Origin of the sequence: Paraburkholderia sp. RAU2J (assembly GCF_003634845.1) — a bacterium.
GTDB lineage: Bacteria > Pseudomonadota > Gammaproteobacteria > Burkholderiales > Burkholderiaceae > Paraburkholderia > Paraburkholderia fynbosensis.
Map to the genome: position 1 here is coordinate 3,396,449 of NZ_RBXG01000001.1, position 14,703 is coordinate 3,411,151.

Genomic DNA, 14,703 nt, shown 5'->3' on the forward strand with positions numbered 1-14,703 from the left:
TTCTATGCCAGACATCGCCGCATCATCGCAGTCCTCCCCGCCCGTCGCGCTCGTCAAGGCCGGCCAGCGTTTCGTCTTCGACGGCACGCACGGCTCGTCCGACGCGCTGCTGATCGCCCGTTACCATCTCGCCTGGCGCGAGAAAGTGCCACTGCTGGCGGTCGTGTGCGAAAGCGCTGTCGATGCGCAGCGTCTGTCGCAGGAAATCGGCTTTTTCGCGCCCGAGGCGCGGGTGCGTCTGCTGCCCGACTGGGAGACGCTGCCTTACGATACCTTTTCGCCGCATCAGGACCTCGTCTCCGAGCGTCTCGCCACGCTGCACGATCTCGGCGAAGGCCGTTGCGACATCCTGCTGGTTCCCGCCACCACGGCGCTGTACCGGATGCCGCCCGCGTCCTTCCTCGCGGCCTATACGTTCTCCTTCTCGCAGGGCGAGCGTCTCGACGAAGCGAAACTCAAGGCGCAACTGACGCTCGCCGGCTACGAGCACGTGAGCCAGGTCGTGCGGCCCGGCGAGTACTGCGTACGCGGCTCGCTGCTCGATCTCTATCCGATGGGCTCGCCCCTGCCTTACCGGATCGACCTGTTCGACGACCAGGTCGACTCGATCCGCGCGTTCGATCCGGACACGCAGCGCAGCCTCTATCCGGTCAAGGACGTGCGCTTGCTGCCAGGCCGCGAATTCCCGTTCGACGAAGCCGCGCGCACCGCTTTTCGCAGCCGCTGGCGCGAGACCTTCGAGGGCGATCCGAGCCGGGCGTCGATCTATAAGGACATCGGCAACGGCGTGCCGTCGGCGGGCATCGAATACTATCTGCCGCTCTTCTTCGACGAGACGGCGACGCTGTTCCACTACCTGCCGCAAGGCGCGCAGCTGGCGTTCGTCGGCGATCTCGACGCCGCCATCCGGCGCTTTACCAACGACACGAAGCAGCGCTACAACTTCCTGTCGCATGACCGCGACCGGCCGATCCTGGAGCCCGAGCGGCTGTTCCTGTCGGACGAAGATTTCTTTGCGTTCGCCAAGCCGTTCGCGCGGCTCGCGCTGCCCGCCAACGCGGGCGGCGGCTGGTCCACCCCGCTGCCGAATCTCGCGATCGACCGCCACGCCGACGATCCCGTGCTGGCCTTGCGCGCGTATCTCGACACCACGCCGAATCGCGTACTGTTCGCGGCGGAGTCGGCGGGCCGGCGCGAGACGCTGCTGCAGTTGCTGGCCGACAACCATCTGAAGCCTGCCTCGAGCGACAGCTTTCAGGACTGGCTGCTCGGCGACGCGCGTTTTTCGCTAGGCGTCGCGCCGCTCGCCAACGGCTTCGCCGTGCCGGCCGACGGCATCGCGATCATCACCGAGACCGAGTTGTACGGGCCGCTCGCGCGGCGCGCGGGGCGTCGCCGCCAGGAACAGGCGAGCAACGTCGATTCGATGGTACGCGATTTGTCCGAGCTGAAAGTGGGCGATCCCGTCGTGCATTCGCAGCACGGTATCGGCCGCTACATGGGCCTCGTCACGATGGACCTCGGCGAAGGCGAGACCGAGTTCCTGCACCTCGAATACTCGGGTGACAGCAAGCTCTACGTGCCGGTCGCGCAATTGCACGTGATCTCGCGCTACAGCGGCGCCGATCCGGAGAGCGCGCCGCTGCACGCGCTCGGCTCGGGCCAGTGGGAAAAGGCCAAGCGCAAAGCCGCGCAGCAGATTCGCGATACCGCAGCCGAGCTGCTCAATCTGTACGCGCGCCGCGCCGCGCGTTCGGGCCATGCGTTCGCGCTCGAACCGAAGGACTACGTGAAGTTCGCCGAAAGCTTCGGCTTCGAGGAAACACCCGACCAGGCCGCGGCGATCGCGGCCGTGATCGGCGACATGACAAGCGGCAAGCCGATGGATCGCCTCGTATGCGGCGACGTCGGCTTCGGCAAGACCGAAGTGGCCTTGCGCGCGGCGTTCATCGCGGTGATGGGCGGCAAGCAGGTCGCGCTGCTCTCGCCCACCACGCTGCTCGCCGAACAGCATACGCAGACCTTCACCGACCGCTTCTCCGACTGGCCGGTGCGCATCGCGGAGCTGTCGCGCTTCAAGTCGACCAAAGAAGTCAACGCGGCAATCCAGCAGATCAACGAAGGGACGGTCGACATCGTGATCGGCACGCACAAGCTGCTGTCATCGGACGTGCAGTTCAAGCGGCTCGGGCTCGTGATCATCGACGAGGAACACCGCTTCGGCGTGCGTCAGAAAGAGGCGCTCAAGGCGCTGCGCGCGGAAGTGGACGTGCTCACGCTGACCGCCACGCCGATCCCGCGTACGCTCGGCATGGCGCTCGAAGGGCTGCGCGATTTTTCGGTGATCGCGACCGCGCCGCAAAAGCGCCTCGCCATCAAGACTTTCGTGCGTCGCGAGGAAGAGAGCGTGATTCGCGAAGCGATGCTGCGCGAGCTGAAACGCGGCGGCCAGGTCTACTTCCTGCACAACGAAGTCGAAACCATCGAGAACCGCCGGCAGATGCTCGAAGCGCTCGTGCCCGAAGCGCGCATCGCGGTCGCGCACGGCCAGATGCATGAACGCGAACTCGAACGCGTGATGCGCGACTTCGTCGCCCAGCGCGCGAACGTGCTGCTGTGTACGACGATCATCGAAACCGGCATCGACGTGCCGAGCTCCAACACGATCCTGATCCATCGCGCGGACAAGTTCGGCCTCGCGCAATTGCATCAGTTGCGTGGACGCGTGGGCCGCTCGCATCACCAGGCGTATTCGTATCTGCTCGTGCATGATCCGCAAGGGCTCACCAAGCAGGCGCAACGGCGGCTCGAAGCGATCCAGCAGATGGAGGAACTCGGCTCGGGCTTCTATCTGGCGATGCACGACCTCGAAATTCGCGGCACCGGCGAAGTGCTCGGCGACAAGCAGTCGGGCGAGATTCACGAGATCGGTTTCCAGCTCTACACCGACATGCTGAACGACGCGGTGAAGGCGCTCAAGGAAGGCAGGGAGCCCGACCTCACCGCGCCGCTCGCCGCGACCACCGAGATCAATCTGCACGCGCCGGCCATTCTGCCGGCCGACTATTGCGGCGATGTGCAGGAACGCCTGTCGCTTTACAAGCGCCTTGCCAACTGCGAACTCAACGACTCGATCGATGGCATCCAGGAAGAGCTGATCGACCGCTTCGGCAAGTTGCCGCCCCAAGCGCATGCGCTCGTGGAAACGCATCGTCTGCGGCTCGCCGCGAAGCCGCTCGGCATTTCGAAGATCGATGCGGGCGAAGCGGTGATCGGCTTGCAGTTCATCCCCAATCCGCCGGTCGACGCGATGCGGATCATCGAGATGGTCCAGAAGCACAAGCACATCAAGCTCGCTGGGCAGGACAAGCTGCGTATCGAAACGCGCAGCCCCGATCTCGCGGTGCGGGTCGCGACGGTCAAGGAGACCTTGCGCGCGCTCGGCGCGCCGAGCCGCGGCACGGCGCCTGCTGCCGCCGCACGTTGAGTCGGCCACGCACCTGCCGCACGCCTCCCCGTTAGCGTCGCCCGTCAGAAAACGGGGGGACGTGCTGCGTTTTCATGCTCATGCTGCGGTGCGCCAATGGCCGCCGCAGCATACGGGCGCACTTTTTTTGGGTATGATCGAATGACTCACATGCTGGAGTCTTGTCATGTCTCAAGTCGCTGAATCGGCGCAATCCTCACAATCGTCCACCTCCGCTTCAGACGCCTCTCCCATCTCGCTGCCGTGGGTCACCCGTCTCGTGTCGATGGATACGGTCAGCCGCAATCCGAATTTCGGCCTGATCGAAACCGTGCGCGACGAACTGCGCGCCGCCGGTATCGAAGCCACGCTCACGCATGACGAACGCGGCGGCAAATGGGCGAACCTGTTCGCCACGATTCCCGCGCATGATGGCGAAACGAACGGCGGCGTGGTGCTATCGGGTCATACCGACGTCGTGCCGGTGGACGGCCAGCAATGGGACAGCGATCCGTTCAAGCCGGAAATTCGCGGCGACAAGCTGTATGGCCGCGGCACCTGCGACATGAAGGGCTTCATCGGCGCGGCGCTCGCGCTCGTGCCGGACATGCAGCGCGCGAAGCTCGCCAAACCGATTCACTTCGCGTTGTCGTTCGACGAGGAAGTAGGCTGCGCAGGGGCGCCGCTCCTGATCGCCGACCTGATGAAGCGCGGCGTGAAGCCGGACGGCTGCATCGTCGGCGAGCCGACCAGCATGCGCCCGATCGTGGCGCACAAGGGCATCAACGCGTACCAGTGCTGCGTGCGCGGCCAGGCGGCGCATTCGTCGCTGACGCCGAAGGGCTTGAACGCGATCGAGTACGCCGCGCGTCTGATCTGCTACATCCGCGACATGGCCGATCAGTTCCGCGAGCAAGGTCCGTTCGACGAACTGTACGACGTGCCCTTCACCACCGCGCAAACCAGCACGATCAGCGGCGGCAACGCGATCAACACGGTGCCGGCCGAATGCAGCTTCCAGTTCGAATTCCGCAATCTGCCCACGCTCGATCCCGAACCGATCTTCGCGCGCATCGATCAATACGCGCGTGGAACGCTGTTGCCGAAGATGCTGCGCGAACATCCGTCGGCAGCCATCGAGATCACGAAGATCGCCGCGGCGCCCGGCCTCGATTCATCTGAACAAGCCGCCATCACGCAACTCGTGCGCGCGCTGACCGCCGATCAGGACAAGCGCAAAGTCGCTTACGGCACCGAAGCCGGGCTGTTTTCGCTGGCCGGCATTCCGAGCATCGTATGCGGCCCCGGCGACATCCAGCAGGCGCACAAGGCCAACGAATTCGTCGCGCTGGACCAGTTGGTGGCCTGCGAGCGCTTCCTGCAGAAATTCATCCGCAGCATGTCGGTCAGCGCGGACGCTCACTGAAAACGGCGCGCGGCGGAACGGTTGCTGCGTCAAACCGGTCTTACTCTCATCGAGGACAACACGCTCCCGCCATGTCAACCGCCACGCCGCAGCACACCGACCACACGATCGACGGCGAGCCGATCCCTACGCTCGACGACATCGCCACACAGCATTTTGCGTTGACGCCGTGGGTCATGCGAACGCCGGTGTTCGACCGGCTCGACTTTTCTTCGCTAGAACGCACGGTAGTGAATTTCAAGTTCGAACTGCTGCAGGCGGGTGGCAGCTTCAAGGCGCGCGGCGCCTTCACGAACCTGCTCGCGCTCGACGAAAGCCAACGCAGCGCGGGCGTCACGTGCGTGTCGGGTGGCAATCATGCGGTGGCGCTCGCGTATGCGGCCATGCGTCTGGGCATCAGCGCCAAGGTCGTGTTGTTTCGCGCGGCGAATCCGGCGCGTGTCGCGTTGTGCCGGCAATATCGCGCCGACATCGTGTTCGCGGAAGATATTGCCGAGGCGTTCGAACTGGTGCGCCATATCGAAGCCGAAGAAGGCCGCTATTTCGTGCATCCGTTCAACGGTTATCGCACGGTGCTGGGCTCAGCCACACTCGGCTACGAATGGGCCACGCAAACGCCCGACCTCGAAGCGGTGATCGTGCCGGTCGGTGGCGGCGGTCTTGCCGCCGGCGTCTCCACCGCGATGCGGCTCGCCAATCCCAATGTGCATGTGTACGGCGTCGAACCCGAAGGCTCGGATGTGATGAGCAAGAGTTTCGCCGCCAATCACACGGTCAGGATGGGCCACATGCACAGCATCGCCGATTCGCTGATGTCGCCGCATACCGAGGAATACAGCTACGAGTTGTGCCGCCGTCATATCGATCAGTTGGTGACCGTCTCCGACGACCAGTTGCGTGCGGCCATGCTGATCCTCTTCGCACAACTGAAGCTGGCGGTGGAACCGGCATGCGCGGCGGCGACCGCGGCGCTGCTTGGGCCGCTGCGCGAGCCGTTGCGGGGCAAGCGCGTGGGCGTGCTGTTGTGCGGCACCAATACCGACCCGGTCACTTTTGCCGCGCATCTCGAGCGTGCGCGCCATAGCGAGTCACAGTTTCCTCGATAGGAACTGCATCAGCGCAGCCCGGGCCAAAACACTGGCCTATCCTTCTCAGGTTGGTATCATGCGCCTATTGATATCTGGGAGGAACCTCTATGAGCATGATCAAGGAATTCAAGGAATTCGCCCTCAAAGGCAACGTGATGGATCTCGCGGTCGGTGTGATTATCGGCGGCGCTTTTTCCACCATTGTAAATTCAGTTGTCAAAGACCTGATCATGCCGATCGTCGGGCTTGCCACCGGCGGTCTCGATTTTTCCAATATGTTCATTCGCCTGGGCGCGATTCCGCCCACTTATCACGGCAATCCCACTTCGTACAAAGACCTGCAGACGGCAGGCGTCGCGGTGATCGGTTATGGCTCGTTTATCACCGTGCTCATCAACTTCATCATTCTCGCCTTCATCATTTTCCTGATGGTCAAGTTCATCAACAATCTGCGCAAGCCGACTGAAGTCGCACCGGCAGAGCCGCCGCCGACGCCGGAAGACGTGCTGCTGCTGCGCGAAATCCGCGATTCGTTGAAGAATTCCCCACGTTGAACCGTATCGATACGGCACATTCAGTGCGCCGGATCGAGCCAAAAGAAAGGCCTGTTGCGACAAGAGTCGCAACAGGCCTTTGTCTTTTGCATGAGCATGAAGCAACGCGCTCATGCGGCACACGCATCACGCCGGCTTTTGCGCCTTCAGATTCACCGCGCTTTCGATCATTGTTTCGAGCTGGCCGAAATTGACGGGCTTGGTCAGATGTGACGTGAAGCCCGCGCTCAGACAGCGGCGCACGTCTTCATCGGTGCCGAAGCCGGTCAGCGCGACGGCGGGCGCATCCGAGCGCTCGCGAAACGCCTTGATGAAATCGAGGCCCGTGCCGTCCGGCAAGCCGACATCGCTGACGATCAGATCGAAAGCCTGCTGCTGGGTGGCGGCGAGCGCATCGTCGACCCGGCCCACCACGGTCACGTCGTGACCCAGGCCACGGATCAGCTGCGCCATCACCTCGGCGGTATCGACGTGATCTTCGATCAGCAGGATGGTCAGCAATCCGCCCGAATGCACCGCGGCCTGAGCTGCGACCGGCTGCACGCCCGATGGCGGCGCCGCGGTCGGCAGCGTGATCGTGAAGGTCGCACCGCAGTGCGCGCCGGGGCTCTGCGCGGTGACGGTGCCGCCGTGCACGTCGGTCAACGCTTTCGTGATCGCGAGGCCCAGACCCAGCCCTCCGAATTGCCGCGTCATGTTCTGGCCGCCCTGCTCGAACGCGTTGAACAGCTTGCCGATCTGTTCCGGCTCGATACCGATGCCGGTATCCTCCACGCAGATCTGCACGTGCATGCGCTCGTCGCGCGTGCGCACGTAGATATGGCCGCCGTCGGGCGTGAACTTCGCGGCGTTGCGAATCAGGTTCCACAGCATCTGTTGCAGGCGCGCGCGATCGGCCAGCACGTAATGATGGGTCGCGCGCTTGTCGACGTGCACGTCCTGCTGCTTGATCTGAATCTCGCTGCGAAAGAGTTCGAGCACGCTGTCCATCACGTCGTGCACATCGACCGTTTCGAGCGACAGCCGCAGCTTGCCGTTCGCCACGCGCGTCAGATCGAGCAGGTCGTCGATCAGCCGCGCTTCCAGTTCGACGTTGCGACGGATCATGCGCACGCTGTTGCGCGCCTGGTCGGGCAGATCGGGAATCATCTCCAGCACGCGGGCGCCGGCCAGCACCGGCGTGAGCGGCGTGCGCAATTCATGCGACAGCATCGCCAGGAACCGGTCCTTCGCGCGGTTCGCTTCTTCGGCGGTCTGACGGGCCGCCTGCTCCGATGCGAGCAGCCGCTCGCGTTCCTCGATCGCCTCGCGCTGCGAATGAATGTCCGTGCAACTGCCGAACCACTTGACGACGTTGCGTTCGGCGTCACGCACCGCCACCACGCGCGTGTCGAACCAGCGGTATTCGCCGTCATGGCGGCGAATCCGCATCTCGCGCCGATAATCGCCGGTCGGGTTCGCCACCGCCTTGAGCCAACTGCGGCGGATCGCTTCGCGATCGTCGGGATGCACCGCGTCCAGCCAGGCGAGACCATACGAACTGTGGTCGGAGAGCCCCGTGTAGTCGCACCACTGCTTCGAGAGAAAATCGCAGTCGCCGGCCGCGTTGCACGTCAGCACGAGGTGCGGCAATGCTTCCGACAACGTGCGGTAATGCTGCTCGCGATCGCGCAGCAGCAAGGCCTCGTCCGATGCTCGTTGCAGGCGCACTTGCGACAGCACGCGCTCGACGGCTTCCGGCAGGTAATCGAGGTAATCGCCGGCCTTCGGCACCACGTCGGACACGCCCGCCCGCAGTGCTTCGATCACGCGCGACTCATCGGTAAAACCTGTCACGAGAATCGCGGGAATCCGCACGCCTTCCGCGCGCAGGCGGCGAAAGAAGTCGAGTCCGGTTTCCGGTCCGCTCAACTGGTAGTCGAGCACCAGCAGATCGGGGCCGCCGTCGGCGAGCCGCGCGCGGGCGGCATCGGCGCCCGCGCAGATCGCGACCCGGCAGCCGGCGCGTTCGAGCGACTTGCGCGCGAGCCGCAGAATGCCTTCGTCGTCATCGACGACGAGCACATAGGCGGCGTGCGGCGTGGACACTTGTTCGGTCATGCGAACTGTTCTCTGGCTGATCGGTTGGTCTGTCGGTTTGTTCTATCTTGTCATGAGCGGCTATCGGGCAGCATCGGGCAGCTTCGGGCTGCACCGGCACACGCACGCGCGCAGGCCCGTGATCACGGTGCACCGAGCCGATGGCCGGGCGGCAGCTTGACCACTTGCAGGAAGAAGCCCAGACGGCGCACTGCTTCGATGAACGCGTCGTATTCGACCGGTTTGCAGATGTAAACGTTGCAGCCGAGTTCGTAGCAGCGCGCGATTTCGCGCGGATCGTCGGTCGTGGTCAGCACGATGACCGGCACCGAGGCGGTCCGCGACGATTCCTTCAGACGCCGCAGCACTTCGAAGCCGTCGACCCGCGGCATTTTCAGATCGAGCAGCACGACGAAATTGGTCAGGTCTGCGCACGGCGGATAAACGTCAGCGACGGGGCCCGGCGTCGAACCGCCTGCGCCTTCGGGCGGCGCCGGGCCGAAGAAATAATCGAGAGCCTGCTGCCCGTCGCGAAGACGCACGAAGCCGTTCGATATGCCCGCACGGCGCAGATTGCGCTCGACCAGCGTGGCGTGGCCGTCGTCGTCTTCGATCAGCACGATACTGACCGTTTCCCCGTGACTCATATGCGCTCCGTGCTATTCATTCGTCCAGCCATGCGGACTTTCAGGTCCGCCGTGTCCGTCACGCCCGTCTTGTCCGCACCGTTGCCGTGCGCCCGCCCGTGCCGCGTCAGAGGCGTATCGGCTGTTCGGGCAACGCGACGAAGAAGGTCGATCCCGCACCTTCGGCCGACTCGACCCACACTCGCCCGCCATGCCGCTCCACCGTGCGCCGCACCACCGCGAGCCCGATGCCGTCGCCGCGCACGACCTCGCCGTGCAGACGCTGGAACGCGCGGAACACCTTCGACATATACGCAGCCGGTATCCCGAGGCCATTATCGCGGACGTAATATGTGCGCATGCGCACCGCGCGCGGCTCGGTTTCATCGACCGGTCCGGGCTCCAGTGCGCCGATCTCGATACGTCCGCTACGTGCCGGGTCGAGAAAATTCAGCGCGTTGCCGATCAGGTTGCTGAAGATCTGCTCGAGCGCGGCGGGGTCGCCCCATGCGGGCGGCAACTCGCGCACCGTGACGACCGCCTGGCGCTGGCTGATCGCGCCCCGCAGCGCGTCGACCACGCGGCCCACCACGCGTCCAACGCTGACCCGCTGCCATTGATATTCGAGGCGGCCCGCGCGCGAAATGCGCAGCAGCGCGTCGATGATCGCCGCCGAGCGCGTCACCGCGGTACGCAAGTAGTGCAACGACTCGCGCACGTCGCCGTCGAGAATATGCGCCATGCGCCGGCGCTGCGCCTCCGGCAATCCGGCCTGCGCCACGATGGTATCCAGTTCATCGCAGGACACCTGCAATTCCTTCGAAAAGCCTTGCAGATTCACCAGCGGCGAGCGCAAATCATGCGACACGCTGTAGATGAACATTTCGTTGTCTTGCGTTTCCTGACGCAGCTCCTCGTTGACGCCGGCGAGCGTCAGCGCGTGCGCCTCGAGCCGCGTCTTCAGCGTGGCCTGCTTGTTCTCCGCTTCACGCAGACGCGCCCCGGTTTGATGCAGCACCGCGTCGAGCGTCGAGATTTCGTCGTTGCCCGACAGCGGTACTGCGAGCGGCCGGCCGTTGCCAAGGCGCTCGGCGTTGTCGGTCAACACTTCCAGGCGCCGCCCGATGCTGCGCGCGAACACTACCGCCGTGGCCGCCCAGATCAGCATCGAGCCCAACACCGCCGCGATCAGCGCGTATTGCTGACGCTCGCGGCGCCGTGCGAGTGCCGCCGAACCGTCGGCATCGAGCCGCGTGGCCTCGTTGCCGAACGCGGTGAGCTCGTCGCGAAACAGCACGATCTGCTGCGGCAATGCGCCGGTCTCCCGTGCGATGAACGGCGCGAGGCTGCGCCCCTCCTGCAGCGCCTGCGAAATGGCGAGCGTATGCGCGCGATAGGCGTCGACCACGCGCTGCATGTTGCGCACGCGCTCGACCTGCTGCGGCGTGGCGGCGACCAGCGCGTCGAGTTTCGACAGACGGTCGCCGAGGTCGACCCACACCGTATGACGCTCGAGCAGCGAGGCGTCGCGGGTCGCCATGGCCGTGCGCACTCGCGCGGCCTGACGCAGCAGCGGATCGACGAGGGCCGATGACTGATAGAGGATCTGCTTGCTGTTGTCGACCCACTGCGCGGCCTGCGCTGTCTGCTCCTGGGTATCGAAGACGACGCCAAGAAGCGCCAGCTCGACCACGCTCGGCACTGCAATCAGCAGCAGACCCTTCGTGAATAATTTCATGTTTCGCCCGAAGGGTCGTTCGAGCCGAGGCGGCTCGCGAGCACCGGTTGCGCGCGCCCCGCCAAAGCGCCAGAGGCAAGCGCCTCGCGCGCTGCGCAATGCAGCCGGCCGGGCCATTATCGACGTGAACGCAAGATATTTCAACGCAACCGCAAGATGTGCTCGCCCACATAAAAATGACTTTTTTATTGTTATTGGATGTTTTTTCGGCGGCTCGTGCGTCTATGATGGAGACAGATGTGCTGGGATGCGAAAGCGCGCGGCGAGGCGGTTCGGCATGATTCGTGCGGGAGGCGATGAGGCGGCAAAGGCGTCGATTCATCGTGAATCCGACCTTGTCGTATGCTATAAAAGATCGACGTGCGGCGCGCGAAGCCGGGAGTTGTCGCATGAGGACGCAGCGTTTCTTGCAATTCTTTTTCAGGCGAATTTTTATGTCCTTCCCGAAAAAGCGTAGACGCGCGAAGGTGGACGGCGATGAGTCGTTCCTCGCGGTACTGCGGCATTTCAAACCGTTCGGCCAGCTCGACACCAAGATTGCGCGTGCTCGTGCACAAGACGAGCCGGTGTTGTACGCCCATGTGTTGCCCGGGCTCGACGTGCTCCTGTGCAGCGTGCGCGGCGCGCAACCGCCCTATCCGGCGCCCGCCGAATTGAGGCGGCGCTGCATCGAATCCATCACCAATGCATTGGAACAGCCGCTCGACGGGCTCGAGAACGGCGGGTACTGGTACGAGGCGGACGGCTTCGGCTTCCTTGTCTTCGCCAGCCGCGCGCGCGGCAAGATTCTCACGGAATTCGGCGCTACGCGAGTCGGTTCGCGGCGAGGTGTGCGTCGGCAGGATGCCGCGGGCGATGCCACACCGCGCTCGCTCAGGTAGAGAGTCGCGACAGCCCCAGCGGTTCATTCCTGCACTTGCCGCATCCGGCAGCGCCACCGGTGTGATCCAGGTGGCGCTGCATCCCCTCTCTTCAGTGGAACTTGCCATGTCGGGCGCCGCATTGACCGCGTGCGCCCCGTAGGCGGCGTGCCGCTGTCCGTTACTCCGGGATCGATTCGTCGGCGTGGCCGCGCGCAGGCGGCACGCTGATCAGCCACAGGAAGATGAACGACAGGCCGCCGCCGAAGCTCCAGCTCAGCCAGTCCGCGGGCAGTACCGGTAGCATGGAAAACATCAGCTCCCCTTATATTCAGCCGCGCTCGCCGGCGACGTGACAGCGGGCTTCCGATTCACCGCGGCGGGAGACGATGCACCGCCCGCGGACTTGTTGACCGGCGCGCCTTCCAGAGACAGCGGCGCCTTGGGCTTCTGCTTGACGCCTGGCGGCGGCGCCGTCGGCGCCTGACGAACCTGCGACAGCAACTGCGCGCACGGCAGCGGCTTGTTGTTGCTAGGCGCGAGCAGCGGAATCAGCGCCGCGAACGGATTGATCAGGCCGAGCCCGATGGCCGCGCCGCCTCGCAGCGCGAGCGCCGCCGCGTTCACGCCGACGTGCGGGTCCTTGAAGGTGCCCTTCACGTACAGCGGCGAGCGCAGCGAAAACACGCGGAAGCCCTTGGTATGCGGATGCACGCCGAGATCGAGCGTCTCGTCGCGCAGATTGACGGTGCCGTCGATGTTGATCACCGCGTCGCCGGTATCGAGTGCGAATATGCGCGATTCGAGCACACCGTCGGTCGCGACGAAATCGGCGGCCGCGCAATTGATCTTCACGTCGCGATTGCCGAACAGTTTTTCATACACGACGTTCGCCACGTTCAGCCCCGCCGCTTCCATCAGCAGACGGCTCACCGTGCCGTCCGTCACCAGCGCCTTCAATTCGCCGTTTGAAGTGGCCGCGAGCGCGGCCGGCGAATTGCCAGTCGCCGTCAAGGCGGCGTCGCCGTTGATCTCGCCGAGCGCGTTCTGCATCGTCTTGAAGTTCGGGAACAACTGCTTGAGCTTCAGATGCCGCGCCGAGGTCGAGAAGCGCCCCTTCAGCGGCACCGCGCTGCCGTCCAGATGAATGTCCGATGCGAGCGAGCCGCCCGCCACGCCAAATTTCAACGGCTCCAGCGAGAGGACCCCATCGGTCATCACGACATGCGTGTACAGGTCCGTGATCGGCAGGTCCGTCGTCTTGACGATGCGCCGGCCGGTGAACCTGACGTCGGCGTCGATCGCCTTCCAGCGATCGGTGCGGAACTCCTCGACCGGCAGCGCGCGGCCGCTCGGCTGCGCCGTCGCATCGCCGCGTTTGGCCTTGCTCGCGTTCGAATCCGCGCCGATCACCGGTGCCAGATCCGAGAACTGCAGCAGATGCGACACCAGTTCGCCCTGCAGCAACGGACGCGGCTCACGCGCCGTATAGGTCAACGAACCGTTCAGGTCGCTTCCGCCGACCCGGCCTGTAAAATTTTCATACTTGAAGACGTTGCCGCTCGACTTGAATTGACCGATGAGCCGGCCCTCGGTCGCGTACGGAGGGGTGTCGGGCAAGGTCACGCCCGTCAGCGAGTAGAGGCGCGCCATGCTGTTGCCTTGCAACCAGAGGCGCAGATCGACCGCCGCGAGATGCGCGGGATCGGTGATCGTGCCGACGAGGCCCACGTGCAGGTCGCCCGCCTTCACGTCGGCCTGCACGGGGAACGGCCGGTTCGCGTCCTGGAGCGCCAGCACGCCGCCGACCTTGCCGCTGCCCGCCACCGGCGTCTTGTTATAGGTGCCCTTGATGGTCCAGCCGATCGCATAAGGCGGGATCTCCCGCTTCGCCCCTGCCGCTGCGTTCTGCTGTGCCGTCGTTTCGCTCGCCCCCGATGTGGCTGCGCTCTCACTGGCCGCGCGCGAAGCGCCGGCCATCAGCGCGCCCGAGGCGCCCGTCGCCGCGGTTGCGCCCGACGCATCGATATCGGTCGCCGAGGCGCCCGAGGCGGCCGCCGCCGACGCCGCCGCAGCCTCCGATGCCGCCTGCGCCTTCGCCTGCGCGCTCAGTCTGCTCGCGCCCGCCTTGCCGATCGCCTGCGCGGACGCGCTGCGCGAGGCCGCCTCCTGCTGCTTCATCGCCTCACCGATCGGAATCGGCTGGCCGAGCGTGTCGATGACCATCTGCACATCGACTTTCTTCTGCTGGTCGGACAGCGCGATATTGCCCTTCGCAAACGCGATGTCGTGCAGATCGAGCTTCCATTCGGACGGCCCGCTCGATGCAGGCAATTTGAAAGTCCAGTTGTTGCGCCCGTCGAGCAGACGTTCGAGATCGACGGACGGATTGACGAGGTTGATCGCCGGAATCACGATGTCGTGCGCGAGCAGCGGCAGCACCTTGACCTGGAAATCGATTTCATCGAGCGTGGCGAAGTTCGGCTGTTTGGTCCAGTCGGGATTGCCCACCGTGATATTGGCCGCCGAGAAGCGCGGCCAGGGCACCCAGCCGCGCCAGCCGCTCTCGCCCACCGGATGCCGCCAGCCCACCTTCAGGTCCCCGTTGATCGCGAACGGCCGGCCGATAGCTTGCGTGACCTTGTCGTTGACATAAGGCCGGGCGCGATTCCAGTCGAAAGTCAAAATAAAAATGGTCAGCGCGATAATCAGAAGGACGATGGTCGCCAGCACCCATGCGATCACTTTTCCGATTCGCCGTCCGACGCTCGACACTGCCATTGTGAAGCTCCGTCATTGTTCTTCGTGATGGACCGGCAGCAGATATCGTGCCCGGCGCCTCGCGATGGATCGTGTTGTCGGTCGC

The 14,703-nt window shown here is 64.6% G+C and carries 10 protein-coding genes; 5 read left to right on the forward strand and 5 right to left on the reverse strand.

The features are described from left to right. Positions 1–4 precede the first annotated feature (4 nt). From mfd to mscL, 4 genes are all read left to right on the forward strand, one after another. Positions 5–3,487, forward strand: a complete 3,483-nt coding sequence (gene mfd / locus B0G69_RS15450; protein WP_121318292.1) for a transcription-repair coupling factor — start codon at positions 5–7, stop codon at positions 3,485–3,487. 166 nt (positions 3,488–3,653) lie between these two features. After that, positions 3,654–4,892: an acetylornithine deacetylase gene (argE, locus tag B0G69_RS15455; RefSeq protein ID WP_121318294.1), complete on the forward strand. Its 1,239-nt coding sequence runs from the start codon at positions 3,654–3,656 to the stop codon at positions 4,890–4,892. 71 nt (positions 4,893–4,963) lie between these two features. Then, on the forward strand, positions 4,964–5,998 hold the full coding sequence (locus tag B0G69_RS15460) for a threonine/serine dehydratase (protein WP_121318296.1): 1,035 nt from the start codon (positions 4,964–4,966) through the stop codon (positions 5,996–5,998). Positions 5,999–6,087: 89 nt separating this feature from the next. After that, positions 6,088–6,534, forward strand: a complete 447-nt coding sequence (mscL, locus tag B0G69_RS15465) for a large conductance mechanosensitive channel protein MscL (protein ID WP_121318298.1) — start codon at positions 6,088–6,090, stop codon at positions 6,532–6,534. A gap of 126 nt (positions 6,535–6,660) precedes the next feature. Here mscL and B0G69_RS15470 read toward each other — a convergent pair whose 3' ends face one another. The 3 genes from B0G69_RS15470 to B0G69_RS15480 all read right to left on the reverse strand — a co-directional run bounded on the left by B0G69_RS15470 (position 6,661) and on the right by B0G69_RS15480 (position 10,977). Next, the gene (locus tag B0G69_RS15470) at positions 6,661–8,634 is read right to left on the reverse strand and encodes a response regulator (protein WP_121318300.1); all 1,974 of its coding nucleotides are present in this window, start codon (positions 8,632–8,634) and stop codon (positions 6,661–6,663) included. 122 nt (positions 8,635–8,756) lie between these two features. After that, positions 8,757–9,260, reverse strand: a complete 504-nt coding sequence (locus B0G69_RS15475; protein ID WP_121318302.1) for a response regulator — start codon at positions 9,258–9,260, stop codon at positions 8,757–8,759. Between the two features lie 106 nt (positions 9,261–9,366). Next, positions 9,367–10,977, reverse strand: a complete 1,611-nt coding sequence (locus tag B0G69_RS15480) for an ATP-binding protein (protein WP_121318304.1) — start codon at positions 10,975–10,977, stop codon at positions 9,367–9,369. Positions 10,978–11,366: 389 nt separating this feature from the next. On the opposite strand from B0G69_RS15480, the gene B0G69_RS15485 reads away from it, so the two are divergent. After that, positions 11,367–11,858: a hypothetical protein gene (locus B0G69_RS15485; RefSeq protein ID WP_121318306.1), complete on the forward strand. Its 492-nt coding sequence runs from the start codon at positions 11,367–11,369 to the stop codon at positions 11,856–11,858. A 160-nt stretch (positions 11,859–12,018) separates the two neighbouring features. Here the strand turns inward: B0G69_RS15485 and B0G69_RS42715 are convergent, their stop codons facing one another. Further along, entirely contained in the window at positions 12,019–12,153 is a 135-nt protein-coding gene (locus B0G69_RS42715) for a hypothetical protein (protein ID WP_277873541.1), read from the reverse strand. Then, entirely contained in the window at positions 12,153–14,618 is a 2,466-nt protein-coding gene (locus B0G69_RS15490) for an AsmA family protein (RefSeq protein WP_121318308.1), read from the reverse strand. The genes B0G69_RS42715 and B0G69_RS15490 overlap by 1 nt, the downstream gene beginning before the upstream one ends. Positions 14,619–14,703 lie beyond the last annotated feature (85 nt).